Raw genomic sequence first — 15,934 nt, 5'->3', positions numbered from 1 at the left:
GGCCGTCGCGCAATGCGCAGATCAGCCCAGACGACCGATGGCGTAGAAGCGATCGGCGCGGGCCTTGCGGATCTGATCCGCCGACAGCGACGACAGCGCCTTCAGTTCGTCTTCCAGCACGTCGCCGACCGATTGAATGGCCGTCTCGCGCGCCGTGTGGGCGCCGCCCAGCGGTTCGGGAATGACGCGATCAACGATCTTCATCGCGATCAGGTCAGGGGCGGTGATCTTCATGGCCATGGCCGCGTCCTTGGCGCGGGTGCCGTCGCGCCACAGGATGCCTGCTGCGCCCTCGGGGGAGATGACCGAATAGATGGAGTGCTCGAGCATCAGCACGCGGCTGGCGGCGGCGATGGCGATGGCGCCGCCCGAACCGCCTTCGCCCGTCACCGTGGCGATGGAAGGCACGCCCAGGGTCAGACCGCGCTCGGTCGAACGGGCGATGGCCTCGGCCTGGCCGCGCTCTTCGGCGCCGATGCCGGGATAGGCGCCGGCGGTGTCCACAAAGGTCAGGACCGGCAGACCGAACTGCTCGGCCATGTCCATCAGGCGGACCGCCTTGCGATAGCCCTCAGGCCGGGCCATGCCGAAATTGTGGGTGATGCGGGTCTGGGTGTCGTGACCCTTTTCGTGGCCCATGACCACGACCGGCTGGCCACGGAAGCGGGCGAGGCCGCCGAGGATGGCCTGATCGTCGCCGAACTGACGGTCGCCGTGCAGTTCCACGAAGTCGGTGAACAGGCCGTCGACATAGTCGATGAAGTGCGGACGCTGCGGGTGACGCGCGACCTGGGTGCGCATCCAGGGGTCCAGGTTGGCGTAGGTCTTGACGCGCAGGGCGTCCGCCTTCTTGCGAAGAGCTGTGATCTCGGTCTCGAACGAGCCGCTGGTCGGGGCCAGATGCGACAACTCGGCGATCTTGGCTTCCAGCTCGGCGATGGGCTTTTCGAATTCGAGGTAGTGCGTGGCCATAAGGCGTCCGTGAGGAGGAAGCGCGGTTGGCGCTACGGAAAGCGGCGGAAACTAGAGCGGTGAACGCCGTGGGGCAAGCGGGGTTCAGTCGTCCTTCGCCAAGGGGTGCTTGGAGTGGACGACCTGGGACAGGCGGTCGGTGGCGACATGGGTGTAGATCTGGGTGGTCGAGATGTCGACGTGGCCCAGCAGGGTCTGGACCACGCGCAGGTCGGCGCCGCCTTCCAGCAGGTGGGTCGCGAAGGCGTGGCGCAGGACGTGGGGGCTGACGCGGGCCGGATCGATATTGGCCGCGATAGCCGCTTGATCCAGAAGTTGGGCGAAGCGGCGAGGCGTCAGGTGGCCGGTCTTGCCGTGTGAGGGAAAGAGCCAGGCGCTGTCGGGGGCCTTGGGAGAACGCGCGGCGTCGCGGGCGGTCAGCCAGGCCTTGATGGCTTCGCGGGCGGCGGTGTTGAGCGGGGCGAGCCTTTCCTTGCCGCCCTTGCCGCGCACGATCAAATAGGCGGGATCGCGACGCACGGCTTCGACCTTGAGGGCCAGAAGTTCCGACACGCGCAGACCGGAGGCGTAGGCCATTTCCACCAAGGCCACGAGGCGCAAGCCCGCCGCGCTGTCGGCGGCGCCGGCGGCGGTCAGCAGGGCCTCGATCTCGTCGCGGCTGAGGGTCTTGGGCAGGCTGCGGCCCTGTTTGGGCGCGTCTATGCGTCGGGACGGGTCGTCGGTTCGCCAGCCTTCGCCAAGCGCAAAACGGTAGAACTGACGCACCGAGGACCGGCGGCGCGCGGCCGTGGCCGCCGACAGGCCGCGTCGGGACAGGTCCGCGAACCAGGCCTCAAGCGCCGCTTCATTCGCGCCCATCAAACCGCCGGCGTCGCTCAGCCAGGCCTCGGCGTCGGCCAGGTCGCGGCCATAGGCGGACAGGGTGTGGGGCGAGGCGTCGCGTTCGACCGCCATCATCTCCAGAAAGGCCTCGACCTGAGGCGTCATGCGCTGGGCTCAACAGAGGTGTGGAGCGTACGGCTGTGTCGTGTAGAGAATGTAGGGACCATGCCTGCCGACGCCTCGCCCGATTCCTCGCCCTTGTCGCCTAACCTGGCGCTCGACCGCACCATAACCCTGGTGGGACTGATGGGCGTGGGCAAATCGACTGTGGGGCGCAGGCTGGCGCAGCGGCTGGGTCTGCCCTTCTTCGACGGCGACCACGAGATCGAGGCCGCTGCCGGAATGAGCGTCAGCGAAATCTTCGCCAGCCGGGGCGAGGCCGAGTTCCGGGCGGGCGAGGCGCGAATCATGCGCCGCCTGCTGGAGGGGCCGCCCATCGTCCTGGCGACCGGCGGCGGGGCCATGCTGAACCCCGAGACGCGGGCCCTGATGAAGACGCACTCGGTCAGCGTCTGGATGCGCGCCGACCTGAAGGTGATCGCCGAACGGGTGCAGCGCCGCGACACCCGGCCCCTGTTGCGCGGGCGCGATCCTCTGGAGGCCCTGAGCCAGTTGGCCGAGGCCCGCTATCCCATCTATGCCGAGGCCGACCTGACCGTGGATGTCGGCGGCGGTTCGCACGGCCAGGCGGTCGAGGCGATCTATCGAGAACTGCGGCGGCATGCCCGCGAGGAGAGCAAGCGATGACGACGACGATCCCGGTCGGTGGCGAGGGCTTCGCCGCCTATGAGGTCGTGGTCGGACGGGGGCTGCTGAAAGAGGCGGGCGCGCGGGTCGCGGCCCTGAAGCCCACGCGGGCCTTTATCGTCAGCGACGAGACGGTGGCGGCCATCCACGGCGAGACGGTGCGCGGGGCGCTGGAAGGCGCGGGGCTGACGACAGGCGTCGTGACGGTGCCGGCGGGCGAGGCGTCCAAGTCGTTCGAGCAGCTTGAGGCCGTGCTGGACCGGCTGTTGGCCGAGGGGCTGGACCGCAAGAGCCTGGTCGTGGCCCTGGGCGGCGGGGTCGTGGGCGATCTGGCCGGGCTGGCGGCGGCCCTGTTCATGCGCGGCGTCGACTTTGTGCAGGTTCCGACGACGCTGCTGGCCCAGGTGGATTCCTCGGTCGGGGGCAAGACGGCCATCGACACGCCGCGCGGCAAGAACCTGATCGGCGCCTTCCATCAGCCGCGACTGGTGCTGGCCGACATCGAGGCGCTGGCCACCCTGCCGGTGCGGCAGGTGCGCTCGGGCTGGGCCGAGGTGCTGAAGCACGGGCTGATCTGCGACGCGGCCTTCTTCGACTGGCTGGGCGGAGAAGGGAAGGCGGGCGCCGAGGGCGATCCGGATGCGCTGGAACGGGCGGTGATCCGCTCGGTCGAGATCAAGTCCCAGATCGTCGGCGAGGACGAGAAGGAAGCCGGGCGGCGCGCCCTGCTGAACCTGGGGCATACCTTCGGGCACGCGCTGGAGGCCGAGTTGGGCTTTGGCGACGCCCTGACCCACGGCGAGGCGGTGGCCCTGGGCTGCGCCATGGCCTTCCGATTCTCGGCGCGTCAGGGGCTGTGCGCGGCGACGGACGCCGACAAGGCCGAGGCGGGAATCCGGGCGGCCAGCCTGCCGACGCGGCTGGCCGACGTGGATCAGGTCTTCAGCGCTGACGCCCTGATCGGGCGGATGGCCGGGGACAAGAAGGCCGAGGGCGGGCGTTTGACGCTGATCCTGGCGCGGGCCATAGGCGAGGTCTTCACCGACAAGAATGTAGACGCCGAAGCGGTGCGGGCCTTCCTGATCGAGGAAGGCGCGGCGGCGTGAAGCTGAGCCCTGTCGTCCTTGAGAACCGCTTCGTCCGGCTGGAGCCGTTCTCGGCGGGGCTGGAGGGCGAGGTGAGGGCGGCGCTGGACTGCGACCTAGATGCCTGGAACGGCATGGTCAGCGCGGCTTACGGGGAGCATTTCGACGGCTGGTGGGCGGCGGCGCTGAAGGCGATGGCGACCGGCTCGCGCATCGCCTTCGCCGTGCGGCGCCTGAGCGACGGGGCGGTGGTCGGCACGACCAGCCTGTATGAGATCAAGCCCGAGCATCGTCGCTGCGAGGTCGGTTCGACCTTCTATCGGCCGGATGCGCGCGGCGGGCCGGTCAATCCCGCGTGCAAGCGGCTGTTGATGGGCCATGCCTTCGACGCGGGCGCGGTGCGGGTGGAGATCATCACCGACGCCCTGAACGCCGCCAGCGCGGCCGCCGTCCGCAAACTGGGCGCACGCGAAGAAGGCGTCCTGAGGAAGCACAAGATCACCTGGACCGGGCGGGTGCGGGACACGGCCCAGTTCGCGGTGCTGGACGAGGACTGGCCCGAAGTGCGGCGTCGCCTGGATGAGCGGCTGGCGGTCCTGGCCTAGTCGACGGCGCGGCAGTTGGCCGGGGCGCGGTCGGTGACGGTCCAGACGGCCCGGTCGCCCTTGCCGCGCAGGTCGTGGTTGCTGGCCCGGTACCAGATCCCGTCGGCGGCGCGTTCCTGATAGAGGTCCACCGCTTCGCCGTTGGAAGTGCGGACCGTGGCCATCTGGCGAGGATTGTCGAAATCGACGGTCAGGCGCTCGCTGTTATCGCAAAGATAGACCGCGCGGACGACGCGGTTCAGGGCGCGATCCTGAATCTCGGCGCCGGTGCGACGTCGGGTGGTCTGGGCCTCCAGGGCGCGTTCGCGGACCTCATCACCGTCGGTCGGCGCTTTGCGGGGCTCCTGAGCGCAGGCAGACAGCAAAGCGGTCAGGACGAAGGCCGGGGCGGCGCGAAGGAGCAGGTGCGACAAGCGAAGGCCTCCAAGGTCAAGCTTATGCCGTCAACGCATCGTGGCGGTGCGCGTTCCGCGACGCGCCCGGAAGAAGGCGCGCAGGGCGTCAGCGGCGGGTTCGGCCAGGACACCGCCCTCTGCGGCGGGGCGCCAGTGGCAGGTCGGCTGATCGAAGAAGCGCCCCCCGTGAACAACCGCCCCGCCCTTGGGATCATCAGCGCCCCAGACGACCCGGCCGATCCGGGCGTGGCTGATCGCCCCGGCGCACATGGCGCAAGGTTCCAGTGTTACATAAAGTGTCAGGTCGGTCAGGCGATAATTCTGCAACGTTGCCGCAGCATCACGCAGGGCCACGATCTCAGCATGGGCCGTCGGATCGTGGGCCGTTATGGGGCCGTTCTGCCCACGACCAACCACTTTGCCGGTCGATTCATCGACAATTACCGCGCCGACCGGCACTTCGCCCGCTTGCGCCGCAGCTTGCGCCAAATCGAGCGCCATGCTCATGAACCGCTCATCATGGATCGCCATCCCAAAGACAACGACAAGAACCCCCGCTTCCGTCAAGACGACGGCCCTCGCGGACCCCGTAAATTCGCCGACGCGCGCCCTGACAAGGGCGGCTTTGGAGACCGCAAAGGCCCGCCACGCGGCGACCGCAAGGATGATCGCGGTGACAAGCCTTTTGTGAAGGGCGCCGGCAAGGGCGGCCCCAAGGGCGGCCCCAATGCCGGGAAGGAACCGACGACTCCGGCTCGCAGCGAGCGAATCGCCAAGGCCATGGCCCGCGCCGGCATCGCTTCGCGCCGCGAGGTCGAACGCCTGATCGGTCTGGGCAAGGTGGCGGTCAACGGCCGCATCCTGGACACGCCGGCGACCCTGGTCACCCGCGACGACGTCATCACCGTGAACGGCAAGCCGATGGGCTCGGCCCAGGCGACCCGCGTCTGGCGCTATCACAAGCCGGCCGGCCTGCTGACCAGTCATAACGACCCGGCGGGCCGTCCGACCGTGTTCGACGCCCTGCCGAGCGGTCTGCCGCGCGTGATCTCGGTCGGCCGACTGGACATGAACACCGAAGGCCTGCTGCTGCTGACCAACGACGGCGAACTGAGCCGGGCGCTGGAAATGCCGGACACGGCCCTGGTGCGTCACTATCGCGCCCGCGCCCGTGGCCGCATCACCCAGGCTGAGCTGGACAAGCTGAAGACCGGCTGCACCGTCGATGGCATCCACTATGGCCCGATGGAAGCCACCATCGACAAGGCCAAGGAAAAAGAGGACGGCGAGCGCAGCTCGGCCAACCTGTGGATCAGCGTCTCGATCACGGAAGGCAAGAACCGCGAGGTCCGCAAGGTTCTGGAGTCCATCGGTCTGACCGTGAACCGCCTGATCCGTCTGGCCTATGGCCCGTTCCAGCTGGGCACGCTGCCCGTCGGGGCGGTCGAGGAAGTCGGCCCGCGCGTGATCCGCGAAATGCTGGCCGAGCACATTCGCCCCGAGAACCTGCCGACCGGCAATACGGTCTCGACGCCTGCGCCCATTCCGGGCCGCCGCACCTCGTCACCCATCGTGGCGGGCCGTTCGGGTTCGGCCATGTCGGACCCCTCGCGCAAGCCGAGCCGCGTCCGCGCCGCCACCGAGGCGACCGAGAACGCCGTCGACCGTCGTGACCGTCCGGCCAAGAAGGAAGGCTGGGCCAAGTCTGCACCCAAGTTCGAGCATAGCAAGACCTTCAAGCCCCGCGCCCGGCCGGAAGCCGCCCAGGGCGGCGAGTGGTCGGATCGTCCGCGGAAGCCGTTCAACCGTTCCGAGCCGCAACTCATCGCTGACCGTCGCGCGCCCCGTGACGGCGCCAAGGGCGGTTTCGGCGATCGTCCGAAGCGCGACTTCCAGCCCCGCGACGGCGCCCGTTCGGGCGGCGACCGTCCGCAACGCGACTTCAAGCCGCGTGAAGGCGGCAGCTTCGGCGACCGTCCGAAGCGTGACTTCCAACCCCGCGACGGCGCCCCGCGTTCGGGTGGTGAACGTCCTCAACGCGACTTCAAACCGCGTGAAGGCGGCTTTGGCGACCGTCCGCAGCGCGATTTCAAGCCGCGTGAAGGCGGCTCGGGTGAGCGTCCGCAACGTGACTTCAAGCCGCGTGACGGCGCACCCCGCTCTGGCGGAAAGCCCGGCGGCTTCGGCTCCAAGCCGGGCGGCTTTGGCGGCAAGCCGGGCGGCTCGCGTCCCGGCGGCGGCAAGCCCTTCGGCGGCAAGCCTTCGGGCGGCCGCGGCGGTCCTCGCGGCTAAGCCGTGCGGATTGTTGCGGGCAGCCTGAAGGGCCGCGCCATCCTCGCGCCCGAGGGACAGAATACGCGCCCGACCTCTGACCGGGCGCGTCAGGCCATCTTCAACGTGCTGGAACACGCCTCGTGGGGCGAGAGCCTGCACGAGGCGCGAGTCATGGACATCTACGCCGGGTCGGGCGCCCTGGGATTCGAGGCCCTGTCGCGCGGGGCGGCCTTCGCCGTCTTTGTCGAGACGGATGACGGGGCCCGCGGGGTGATCCGCGAGAACATGGACGCCTATGGCCTGTTCGGACGGGCGCGGGTGCATCGTCGCAGCGCCACGGACCTGGGCGAGCGCCCGGGTTCGGTGGGCGAGGCCTTCGACGTCGCCTTCCTCGATCCGCCCTACGCCAAGGGCCTGGGCGAACAGACGCTGGCGGGACTGCTGGAGGGCGGCTGGCTGAAGCCTGGCGCCATCGTGGTGTTCGAGCGCGGCTCGGACGAGCCGGACATCGACACGCCGGGATACGAGCGTTTGGACGCGCGTGACTATGGCGCCGCGCGCGTCCTCTTCCTCAGGGCGCTAGAAGCCGCGGCCTGAGGTCCGGTTGTCCAACTGGCTGCGCAGGCGGGTCAGGCCGTCGCGATTGACGACATAGGGGCCGCCGTTGCGCGACTTGATGACGCCCTTGCGTTTCAGGCTGCGCCATTGCTCGAGATCGCAGCCGTCCAGCACCCAGCCTTCGCGGGTGAAGCAGCGGGCGGCGATGATGCGGCCCTGTTCGTCGCGTTCCAGCAGGATGCGACCGCCCTGGGCCAGGGCGTGGAGCGTGCGTTGTTCCGCACGGGAGATGTTCATTTCAGATTGTCCGGGACAGGCGTCAGCGTGCGCCCGGCGTCGATCATTCAGACGCGGGGCGGTACGGGCGGCCTCGGACGGGTTTTCAGCGTCCGGGCCTCAGGCCGTGAACACATTCTCAGACATAAACAGTCCCAACAGGTGAGGGGGCGAGAGATAGCGAGGCCTTGGCCCGGTTTCAATCGCCCCGGCGCAGCTTCTGGGCCAGACCACGCGCGCCGACGAAGACATCCGCCCAGGTGACGTCGAAACCGTCGTCGTCGCCGAAATAGGGATCGGCCACCGGCTGGCCCTCGCGGCCTTCGAGGTGATCGAGCAGCAAGCTGAGGTCGGCGGTGGCGTCTGGCGGCGCGAGGCGGCGCAGGTGGGCGAGGTTGTCCTCGTCCAAGGCGACGATGTGGGTGAAGCGGCGGAAGTCGGCGGGCTTCACCTGACGGCCGCGCAGGGCAGAGATGTCGACGCCGTTCTTGCGCGCCACGGCCTGGGCGCGCGGGTCGGGCGGAGAGCCGACGTGCCAGTCGCCAGTGCCGGCGGAATCCGCGACGACGTTCAGCTTCAGGCGGCGGGCCTCTTCGCGGAAGGCGGCCTCGGCCAGCGGCGAGCGACAGATGTTGCCGAGACAGACGAAGAGGACGGAGGGGGGCATTGGACCTCTTTTCGCTCATCCCGGCGAAGGCCGGGATCCAGATTGTAAGACGCACCGCCCAGCTCAGAAGGCGCAATGCAGGCCTTAGGATCCATCGTCCCGCCATATGATCCGGATCCCGGCCTTCGCGGGGATGAGCGGATTTATATGGGCATCATCAACGCCGCCCGAACAGCTTCTCGAGGTCGTTAAGTTTCAGCTCCACATAGGTCGGACGGCCGTGGTTGCACTGGCCGGAGTGGGGCGTGGCCTCCATCTGGCGGAGCAGGGCGTTCATATCGGGGGCGCTGAGGACGCGGCCGGCGCGGACGCTGCCGTGGCAGGCCATGGTGCCGCAGACCTCGGCCATCCGCTCCTTCAGCGACAGGGCGGCGCCGTGTTCGGACAGATCGTCGGCGATGTCGCGGATCAGGCCCTGAACATCGGTGTCGCCCAGAAGCGCCGGGGTCTCGCGGACCAGCACAGCGCCGACGCCGAAGGCCTCGACGATCAGGCCCATTTCGGCCAGTTCATCGGCCTTGGCGGCGACGCGCTCGGCCTCGGCGGGGTCCAGTTCGACCACCTCGGGGGTCAGCAGGGCCTGACGGGTGACGGCGCCGGTCGCCATCTGCGTCTTCATCCGCTCATAGACGAGGCGTTCGTGGGCGGCGTGCTGATCGACCACGACCAGGCCGTCGCGGGTCTGGGCGACGATATAGGTACCGTGCAGTTGGGCGCGGGCGGCGCCGAGGGGGTAGTCGATGAGGTCGGCGGGCGGCGGGGCGCCGGGCGCGATCTGGCCCGCATGCTCGGCCTGGATTTCGCCAAGCGTGCGGAAGCTGGGGGCGGCGGCCTGGCCGCTCCAGGTGTGTTCGACGCGGGCGGAGCGTTCGTTGAGGCCCGGCAGATTCTGGGCGGCGGCGGCCGGTTGCGACCAGCCCTGCCAGCCGCTCCAGCCGGGCGCGGCGTTCCCGAACGATTGGGCCGAGGGCGAGGTGGGGCTGTAGAGGGCCTCGCCTGTGTGGGGGCGGAAGCCGGACAGGGCGTCGGCGGCGACCGTGGTCGAGGCGCGGTGACCGGCGGCGTGCAGGGCGTGGCGCAGGGCGCCGACGATCAGACCGCGAACCAGGGCCGGGTCGCGAAAGCGGACCTCGGCCTTGGCGGGGTGGACGTTGACGTCGACGTAGAGCGGGTCGATGTCGAGGAAAAGGGCCGCCGCCGGGTGGCGGTCGCGGGCCAGGAAGTCGGCGTAGGCGCCGCGTAATGCGCCCTGCAGCAGGCGGTCGCGCACCGGGCGGCCGTTGACGAACAGGAACTGGTGCGCCGCATTGCCGCGCGAATAGGTGGGCAGGCCCGCATAGCCGGACAGGCGCACGCCGTCGCGCTCCTGATCAATCAGCAGGGCGTTGGCCTCGAAGTCGCGGCCCAGCAGGGCGCCGAGGCGTTTCAGGCGGCCTTCGAAGCCCGGATGCTCGGCGGGCAGGCGCAGCGTCACCTTGCCGTCCAGCGACAGGGTGAAGGCCACGGCTTCGTGGGCCATGGCCTGACGCTTGATCTCTTCCGAGATGGCCATGGCCTCGGACCGCTCGGACTTCATGAACTTGAGCCGGGCGGGCGTGGCGTAGAACAGGTCGCGGACCTCGACCCGCGCGCCGTGCGGGCCCGGGAAGCCGGCGGGGGCCACCGGGCGCTGATCGCCGCCGTCCACGGTGACGGCCCAGGCGTCGGCCTCGTCGCGGGCGCGGGTGGTGATGGTCAGCCGCGCGACCGAGCCGATGGAGGGCAGGGCCTCGCCGCGGAAGCCGAGGGTGTGGATGCGCAGCAGGTCCACGTCGCCCGCGTCGTCGGGCTCCAGCTTGGACGTGGCGTGGCGTTCGACGGCCAGCGGCAGCTCGTCTTTCGGGATGCCCTTGCCGTCGTCGGCGATCAGGATGCGGGTCAGGCCGCCGCCGTCCGCCTGGATCTCGACGCGCGAAGCCCCCGCGTCCAGCGCGTTCTCGACCAGTTCCTTGATGGCGCTGGCGGGGCGTTCGACCACCTCGCCGGCGGCGATGCGGTTGACGGTTTCGGGGGGGAGGCGGCGAATGGGCATGTGAGTCGCAAGATAGGCGGACGGCGCGCAGGGCGCACCTCAATCCGCATTTTTGCGCGAACGGGGCTTGAAGGTCAGCAATCGCAACTTATACTGTTGCAGTCCGAGCGGCGCGCCGACGGACAGACGAACCGTATCTGGGCCTCGTGTCCAGTCCTGAACATTGAACGAGGTCCCTCCCCATGAAGATCAAAGCCGCCATTCTGGCCGTTTCCGCCGCCGCCCTGCTAGCCGCCTGCAGCCCCGCCGCCGATAAGTCGGGCGCGCCGGCCGCTGACGCCGCTTCGACCGCTCCGGTCGAGCTGAAGGCCCCGGCCGGCGTCTATGTCATGGACCCGACCCACGCCTCGCTGCAGTGGTCGATCGGCCACAACACGATTTCGAACTACACCGCCCGCTTCAACAAGTTTGACGCGAAGATCACGCTGGACCCGGCCAACCTGGCCAACAGCGCCGTCGAAGTCAGCATCGACCCGACCTCGGTCGACGCCAACTATCCGGGCGACTACACCGGCACCCACGCGGGCTCGGGCTTCAAGAGCTGGAGCGAGGACATCGCCAAGAACAAGAACTTCCTGAACGCCGGCGCCTTCCCGCAGATCACCTTCAAGTCCACCAAGGTCGAGCTGACCGGCCCGCGCACGGCCAAGGTGACGGGCGACTTGACCTTCCTGGGCGTGACCAAGCCGGTGACGCTGGACGCCACCTTTAGCGGCGAGATCGAGAAGCACCCCTTTATGCAGGTCCCGACCCTCGGCTTCGCGGCTGAAGGCAAGTTCAAGCGCTCGGACTTCGGCATGCCGGTCGGTCCGGTGGGTGATGAAACCACCATCCGCTTCGACGGCGAATTCCTGCAGCAGGTGGCGCCGGCGGCTGTCGCAGCCCCAGCCGCCTAAGCCAGGATGAATGAGCGGGCGGGGCCGGACGGTCCCGCCCGTTTTTCTTTGAGTAGTCTGCGAGTTCAGTCATGTCCGCATCCGCCAGCCGCTACACCCCCGTCGCCATCGCCCTGCACTGGGCCATCGCGGTCGCCATCTTCGCCATGATCCCGATGGGCTGGTGGATGAGCGAGGCGATCAACGAGACGGGACAACAGGCGCTGGCCTATCGCGTGTTCCAAATCCACAAGTCGGTGGGCTTTCTGATCCTGGCGCTGACGGCGCTGCGGCTGGCCTGGCGGCTGACGCACCGGACGCCGGGAATGCCGGCCGAGATGAAGACCTGGGAGACGTTTGCGGCGCGGGCGACCCATGCGGCCTTCTATGGCCTGATGCTGGCCCTGCCGCTGACGGGGTGGCTCTACGTCTCGACCGGTTGGGCCGTGGCGACCGATGCGCCGCTGGCCGTGGCGACCAGCTGGTTCGGTCTGTTCACCGTGCCGCATCTGCCCTTCATCGGAGAGGCGGCGGCGGGCCTGCGCCGGGCCGTGGCCTATCAGGCCATGGGCGCGCATGGGCTGATGGCCTGGGGCGCGGTCGTGCTGATCGCCCTGCACGTCGGGGCGGCGCTGAAGCACCAGTTCATCAATCGCGACGGGGTTCTGGCCCACATGATCCCGGTGCTGAAGCACGGAGAGGGGCGGACTGCGCCCGAGCCCAAGCCGCTTCTGCGTCGGACCGAGCGTCTGGCCGGACTGGGCTTCATCGCGGCCCTCGCCGTGGCGGGCGGCATCGCGGCCAAGCCTGCGCCTCTAGCGAACGGGGCAGGGGCCGAGGCCCACGCCGCGGCGGCGCCTGCTCAGGCTGAGGCGGTGGTCGCGCCGGGGACGGCGACGGCCTGGACCATCGATCAGGCGGCCTCGACCATCGAATTCACCGGAACCCACGCCGGCAAGGCCTTCAAGGGCCGGTTCGAGCAGTGGGAGGGTCAGGTCTGGTTCGATCCCGCCGATCTGGCGGGATCCAAGGCTGTGGTTCTGGTCAAGACCGGCACGGCCAGGACCGGCGACGCCACGCAGGAAGGCAGTCTGACGGGCGCCGAATGGTTGGACCCGACCGCCTATCCAACGGCACGGTTCGAGACGACTTCGTTCAAGGTTCTGGGCGGGAACCGCTATGAGGCGACGGGAACGCTGCGGATCAAGGCGACGACCGTGCCCGTGGTTCTGCCCTTCACCTTTGACGAGGCGAACGGCGTGGCGACGGTGGCCGGCAAGCTGGAGCTGGACCGCACAGCGCTGGACCTCGGCATGATGTCCGACGCGGGCGGCGACTGGGTGTCCAAGGCGATTGGCGTGGAGATCAAGGTGACGGCGAAGCGCTGACCCCTAACTGTCATCCCGGACGCCTCGTAGAGGCGATCCGGGACCGCACAAGGCGCTGCGGCTTGGGTTTGGGAATCTGACCGACGGCGCTTCCGGCGGTCCCGGATAAGCGCTGCGCGCTTTCCGGGATGACAGCCAAGAAGGCGTGTTTGGCGCTTAGGGGTTTGCCCGACTCCGCTCGGGGCGTTACAGCCTTCGGCTTCTTCTCGAACGTCCGAAGATTGACGCCATGCACGACATCAGAGCCATCCGCGACAACCCCGAAGCCTTCGTCGCCGGCTGGTCGTCGCGCGGGGTTGAGGACGCCGCCGACGTCGTGGCCCGCATTCTGGCGCTGGACGTGGACCTGCGCGCCGCCCAGACCAGGGGGCAGGAAGCCCTGGCCAAGCGAAACGCCGCCTCCAAGGCCATAGGCGCCGCCATGGCCAAGAAGGACATGGCCGAGGCCGACCGGCTGAAGGCCGAGGTCGAGGCGCTGAAAGCCGAGATCGCCGAGGCGGGCGAGGCTGAAGCCGCCAAGGGCGCCGAACTGCGCGACCTGCTGGCGGGGCTGAAGAACCTGGCCGCCGCCGATGTGCCGGACGGCGCCGACGAGAATGACAACGTCGAAGTCCTGAAGTGGGGCGCGCCGCGCACGACGGGCCCGGCCAAGGATCATGCCGATCTGGGCGAGGCCATGGGCCTGCTGGACTTCGAGGCCGCGGCCAGGATGTCCGGTTCGCGCTTCGCCGTGCTGAAGGGCCAACTGGCCCGGCTGGAACGCGCCATCGGCCAGTTCATGCTGGACCTGCAGACTGACAAGCACGGCTACCTCGAAGTCGCGCCGCCCTATATGGTCAAGGACGACGCCATGTTCGGCACCGGCCAGCTTCCGAAGTTCGAGGAAGACCTGTTCCGCGCGGGCGAGCATCTGTTGATCCCCACCGCCGAAGTCTCGCTGACCAACCTCGTGCGTGAGCAGATCCTGGCCGAGGACGAGGTGGCGGAGCCCATGCGTCTGACGGCGCTGACGCCCTGTTTCCGGGCCGAGGCCGGGTCGGCGGGGCGTGATACGCGCGGCCTGATCCGCCAGCATCAGTTTTCGAAGGTCGAGATGGTCTCCATCTGCCGGCCCGAGGATTCTGAGGCCGAGCACGAGCGCATGACCGGTTGCGCCGAGGCGGTGCTGCAGGCGCTGGAGCTGCCCTATCGCAAGGTGCTGCTGTGCAAGGGCGACATGGGTTTCTCGGCGCAGAAGACCTATGACCTCGAGGTCTGGCTGCCTTCGCAGAACACCTATCGCGAGATCAGCTCCTGCTCGAACTGCGGCGACTTCCAGGCCCGGCGCATGGACGCCCGGTTCAAGCGCGCAGGTGAGAAGAAGACCGAGTTCCTGCATACCCTGAACGGCTCGGGCCTGGCGGTCGGCCGCACCCTGGTCGCGGTGATGGAGAACTATCAGCAGGAGGACGGCTCCATCGCCGTGCCGAACGCGCTGCTGCCCTATATGGGCGGCCTGACGACGGTGGGCGCCGCTTCGTGACCATTTTCGCTACAGCGTCATCCCGGAAGGCGCGAAGCGTCTATCCGGGACCGCTCAAGACACAATGGACTGAAATGGGAGCGCCTCTGGCGGTCCCGGCTCTTCGCTGCGCTACGGCCGGGATGACGTGCCTATGAGAATCCTCCTCACCAATGACGACGGCATCGAGGCGGAAGGCCTTGAGTGTCTTGAGAAGATCGCCCGCGCCCTGTCGGACGACGTCTGGGTCGTCGCGCCCCAGACCGAGCAGTCGGCCAAGGGCCGGGGGATCACCCTGACCGAGCCGCTGCGCGTCAACAAGCTGGGCGACAAGCGCTTCGCCGTGACCGGCACCCCGACCGACTGCGTCATCCTGGCGGTCAACGACCTGATGCCCGAGAGGCCCGATCTGGTGCTGTCGGGCGTCAATCGCGGCCACAACGTCGGCGAGGACGTCAGCTATTCCGGCACGGTGGCCGGCGCGCTGCAGGGCATGGCCTTCGGCATCCGCTCCATCGCCCTGTCGCAGTCGCTGGAACGCTTCCACGACGACGTGGTGGCGCACTGGGAGACGGCCGAAGCCTTCGCCCCCGGCATCGTCGCCAAGTTGCTGGAGCAGAAGTGGGAGGACGGCGTGGTCATGAACGTCAACTTCCCCAACCTGCCGCCGGAACTGGTCAAGGCGGTCGAGGTGACGAAGCAGGGCTTCCGCGACATCGGCGAGATGCACGCCATCCGCCGCACCGATCTGCGCGGTCGCGACTACTACTGGATGGCCTTCCGCGGCGCCCCGCAGGAGCACGCTGAGGGCACCGACCTGCGGGCCATGGACGAGGGCCGCATCTCGGTCACGCCGCTGCACATCGACCTGACGCATATGCGCAGCGTCAATGATCTGAAGAAGGTGCTGGGCGGCGCGCCCCCTAAAGGACCCGCTGGATGAGCCTGTCGGACGACCGTGCGGGCCGGTTGATCCTGTCGCTGCGGCGGCAGGGGGTGACCGACGCGCGGGTCCTAAAGGCGATGGAATCCGTCGATCGGTCGCTGTTCGTCCATGAGAAGTTTCTGGATCAGGCCTGGGAAGATCAGGCCCTGCCGATCGACTGCGCCCAGACGATCAGCCAGCCCTATATCGTCGGCCTGATGACCCAGGCGCTGGAGGTCGGCCCGCGCCACCGCGTGCTCGAGATCGGCACCGGCAGCGGCTATCAGTGCGCCGTGCTGAGCCGACTGGCGCGCTTTGTCTATTCGGTGGAGCGCTACAAGAGCCTGCTGACCGAGGCCGAGGCCAAACTGAAGCTGCTGGGCGTCGACAACGTCTTCACCCGCCACGGCGACGGCGGGCAGGGGTGGCTGGAACAGGCGCCCTTTGACCGGATCATGGTCACGGCGGCGTCGCCGCACGAACCGACGGAACTGCTGAAACAGTTGAAGCCCGGCGGGGTTCTGGTCGCGCCGGTGGGCCGGGGCTCAGTGCAGATGCTGAACCGCTATACGGGCCAGGAAGACGGCAGCTTCCGCCGCGAAAGCCTGTGCGAAGTGCGTTTCGTGCCGCTGGTCGAGGGGACGGCGAAGGAGGGGTAGGGACGGCCCTCTCCCCTAATCGTCATCTCGGAAAGCCCGCAGGGCTTATCCGGG

Annotated in this window: 17 protein-coding genes; 10 read left to right on the top strand and 7 right to left on the bottom strand. The window is 68.7% G+C overall.

All coding sequences use genetic code 11. From position 1 onward, the window contains the following. Positions 1–21: 21 nt before the first annotated feature. Entirely contained in the window at positions 22–972 is a 951-nt protein-coding gene (locus tag HNP51_RS15860; RefSeq protein WP_184272859.1) for an acetyl-CoA carboxylase carboxyltransferase subunit alpha, read from the bottom strand. Between the two features lie 84 nt (positions 973–1,056). Beyond that, positions 1,057–1,959, bottom strand: a complete 903-nt coding sequence (locus tag HNP51_RS15855; RefSeq protein ID WP_184272862.1) for a site-specific tyrosine recombinase XerD — start codon at positions 1,957–1,959, stop codon at positions 1,057–1,059. 60 nt (positions 1,960–2,019) lie between these two features. Here HNP51_RS15855 and HNP51_RS15850 point away from each other — a divergent pair, with 60 nt between their 5' ends. Genes HNP51_RS15850 through HNP51_RS15840 form a run of 3 tightly spaced genes read left to right on the top strand, consistent with a single transcriptional unit; the run spans position 2,020 to position 4,291 of the window. Further along, positions 2,020–2,601, top strand: a complete 582-nt coding sequence (locus tag HNP51_RS15850) for a shikimate kinase (protein WP_114817043.1) — start codon at positions 2,020–2,022, stop codon at positions 2,599–2,601. Further along, entirely contained in the window at positions 2,598–3,707 is a 1,110-nt protein-coding gene (gene aroB / locus HNP51_RS15845) for a 3-dehydroquinate synthase (protein ID WP_184272866.1), read from the top strand. The genes HNP51_RS15850 and aroB overlap by 4 nt, the downstream gene beginning before the upstream one ends. Further along, positions 3,704–4,291: a GNAT family N-acetyltransferase gene (locus HNP51_RS15840; RefSeq protein WP_184272869.1), complete on the top strand. Its 588-nt coding sequence runs from the start codon at positions 3,704–3,706 to the stop codon at positions 4,289–4,291. The genes aroB and HNP51_RS15840 overlap by 4 nt, the downstream gene beginning before the upstream one ends. Here HNP51_RS15840 and HNP51_RS15835 read toward each other — a convergent pair. After that, positions 4,288–4,704 (bottom strand): MliC family protein, encoded by a 417-nt coding sequence (locus HNP51_RS15835; RefSeq protein ID WP_184272874.1) that lies wholly within the window; start codon positions 4,702–4,704, stop codon positions 4,288–4,290. The two genes, HNP51_RS15840 and HNP51_RS15835, sit on opposite strands and share 4 nt — an antisense overlap. Positions 4,705–4,734: 30 nt before the next feature. Then, positions 4,735–5,217 (bottom strand): tRNA adenosine(34) deaminase TadA, encoded by a 483-nt coding sequence (tadA, locus tag HNP51_RS15830; protein WP_184272877.1) that lies wholly within the window; start codon positions 5,215–5,217, stop codon positions 4,735–4,737. Between tadA and HNP51_RS18910 the strand changes: the two genes are divergently transcribed. After that, entirely contained in the window at positions 5,206–6,978 is a 1,773-nt protein-coding gene (locus HNP51_RS18910; protein ID WP_184272880.1) for a pseudouridine synthase, read from the top strand. The two genes, tadA and HNP51_RS18910, sit on opposite strands and share 12 nt — an antisense overlap. Before the next feature lie 3 nt (positions 6,979–6,981). Further along, entirely contained in the window at positions 6,982–7,557 is a 576-nt protein-coding gene (gene rsmD, locus HNP51_RS15820; RefSeq protein ID WP_184272883.1) for a 16S rRNA (guanine(966)-N(2))-methyltransferase RsmD, read from the top strand. On the opposite strand, the gene HNP51_RS15815 is transcribed toward rsmD, so the two are convergent. The 3 genes from HNP51_RS15815 to mutL all read right to left on the bottom strand — a co-directional run bounded on the left by HNP51_RS15815 (position 7,540) and on the right by mutL (position 10,532). Continuing rightward, positions 7,540–7,815, bottom strand: a complete 276-nt coding sequence (locus HNP51_RS15815) for a YjhX family toxin (RefSeq protein WP_184272886.1) — start codon at positions 7,813–7,815, stop codon at positions 7,540–7,542. The two genes, rsmD and HNP51_RS15815, sit on opposite strands and share 18 nt — an antisense overlap. Positions 7,816–7,993: 178 nt before the next feature. After that, positions 7,994–8,461 carry a low molecular weight protein-tyrosine-phosphatase gene (locus HNP51_RS15810; RefSeq protein ID WP_184272889.1) on the bottom strand — a complete coding sequence of 156 codons (468 nt, stop codon included), beginning with the start codon at positions 8,459–8,461 and terminating at the stop codon, positions 7,994–7,996. Between the two features lie 157 nt (positions 8,462–8,618). Next, positions 8,619–10,532, bottom strand: a complete 1,914-nt coding sequence (gene mutL / locus HNP51_RS15805) for a DNA mismatch repair endonuclease MutL (RefSeq protein ID WP_184272892.1) — start codon at positions 10,530–10,532, stop codon at positions 8,619–8,621. A 182-nt stretch (positions 10,533–10,714) separates the two neighbouring features. Between mutL and HNP51_RS15800 the strand changes: the two genes are divergently transcribed. The 5 genes from HNP51_RS15800 to HNP51_RS15780 all read left to right on the top strand — a co-directional run bounded on the left by HNP51_RS15800 (position 10,715) and on the right by HNP51_RS15780 (position 15,880). Further along, positions 10,715–11,428: a YceI family protein gene (locus HNP51_RS15800; protein ID WP_184272895.1), complete on the top strand. Its 714-nt coding sequence runs from the start codon at positions 10,715–10,717 to the stop codon at positions 11,426–11,428. A gap of 71 nt (positions 11,429–11,499) precedes the next feature. Continuing rightward, entirely contained in the window at positions 11,500–12,795 is a 1,296-nt protein-coding gene (locus tag HNP51_RS15795; protein ID WP_184272898.1) for a YceI family protein, read from the top strand. A gap of 229 nt (positions 12,796–13,024) precedes the next feature. Continuing rightward, the gene (serS, locus tag HNP51_RS15790; RefSeq protein ID WP_184272901.1) at positions 13,025–14,317 is read left to right on the top strand and encodes a serine--tRNA ligase; all 1,293 of its coding nucleotides are present in this window, start codon (positions 13,025–13,027) and stop codon (positions 14,315–14,317) included. Positions 14,318–14,450: 133 nt separating this feature from the next. Further along, positions 14,451–15,239, top strand: coding sequence for a 5'/3'-nucleotidase SurE (surE, locus tag HNP51_RS15785; protein ID WP_184272904.1), 789 nt, complete (start codon positions 14,451–14,453; stop codon positions 15,237–15,239). Then, positions 15,236–15,880 (top strand): protein-L-isoaspartate(D-aspartate) O-methyltransferase, encoded by a 645-nt coding sequence (locus HNP51_RS15780; RefSeq protein ID WP_184272907.1) that lies wholly within the window; start codon positions 15,236–15,238, stop codon positions 15,878–15,880. Before surE ends, HNP51_RS15780 begins: the two co-directional genes overlap by 4 nt. Positions 15,881–15,934 lie beyond the last annotated feature (54 nt).

Source organism: Brevundimonas bullata, from assembly GCF_014207965.1.
GTDB classification, from domain to species: domain Bacteria; phylum Pseudomonadota; class Alphaproteobacteria; order Caulobacterales; family Caulobacteraceae; genus Brevundimonas; species Brevundimonas bullata_A.
This window is presented reverse-complemented; position numbering and strand designations above follow the sequence as displayed.

Bases quoted from the DNA above. Each gene is read 5' to 3' on its own strand.
- HNP51_RS15860 (WP_184272859.1), bottom strand. From the start codon at position 972: ATGGCCACGCACTACCTCGAATTCGAAAAGCCCATCGCCGAGCTGGAA.
- HNP51_RS15855 (WP_184272862.1), bottom strand. From the start codon at position 1,959: ATGACGCCTCAGGTCGAGGCCTTTCTGGAGATGATGGCGGTCGAACGC.
- HNP51_RS15850 (WP_114817043.1), top strand. From the start codon at position 2,020: ATGCCTGCCGACGCCTCGCCCGATTCCTCGCCCTTGTCGCCTAACCTG.
- aroB (WP_184272866.1), top strand. From the start codon at position 2,598: ATGACGACGACGATCCCGGTCGGTGGCGAGGGCTTCGCCGCCTATGAG.
- HNP51_RS18910 (WP_184272880.1), top strand. From the start codon at position 5,206: ATGGATCGCCATCCCAAAGACAACGACAAGAACCCCCGCTTCCGTCAA.
- tadA (WP_184272877.1), bottom strand. From the start codon at position 5,217: ATGGCGATCCATGATGAGCGGTTCATGAGCATGGCGCTCGATTTGGCG.
- HNP51_RS15815 (WP_184272886.1), bottom strand. From the start codon at position 7,815: ATGAACATCTCCCGTGCGGAACAACGCACGCTCCACGCCCTGGCCCAG.
- HNP51_RS15810 (WP_184272889.1), bottom strand. From the start codon at position 8,461: ATGCCCCCCTCCGTCCTCTTCGTCTGTCTCGGCAACATCTGTCGCTCG.
- mutL (WP_184272892.1), bottom strand. From the start codon at position 10,532: ATGCCCATTCGCCGCCTCCCCCCCGAAACCGTCAACCGCATCGCCGCC.
- HNP51_RS15800 (WP_184272895.1), top strand. From the start codon at position 10,715: ATGAAGATCAAAGCCGCCATTCTGGCCGTTTCCGCCGCCGCCCTGCTA.
- HNP51_RS15795 (WP_184272898.1), top strand. From the start codon at position 11,500: ATGTCCGCATCCGCCAGCCGCTACACCCCCGTCGCCATCGCCCTGCAC.
- serS (WP_184272901.1), top strand. From the start codon at position 13,025: ATGCACGACATCAGAGCCATCCGCGACAACCCCGAAGCCTTCGTCGCC.
- surE (WP_184272904.1), top strand. From the start codon at position 14,451: ATGAGAATCCTCCTCACCAATGACGACGGCATCGAGGCGGAAGGCCTT.
- HNP51_RS15780 (WP_184272907.1), top strand. From the start codon at position 15,236: ATGAGCCTGTCGGACGACCGTGCGGGCCGGTTGATCCTGTCGCTGCGG.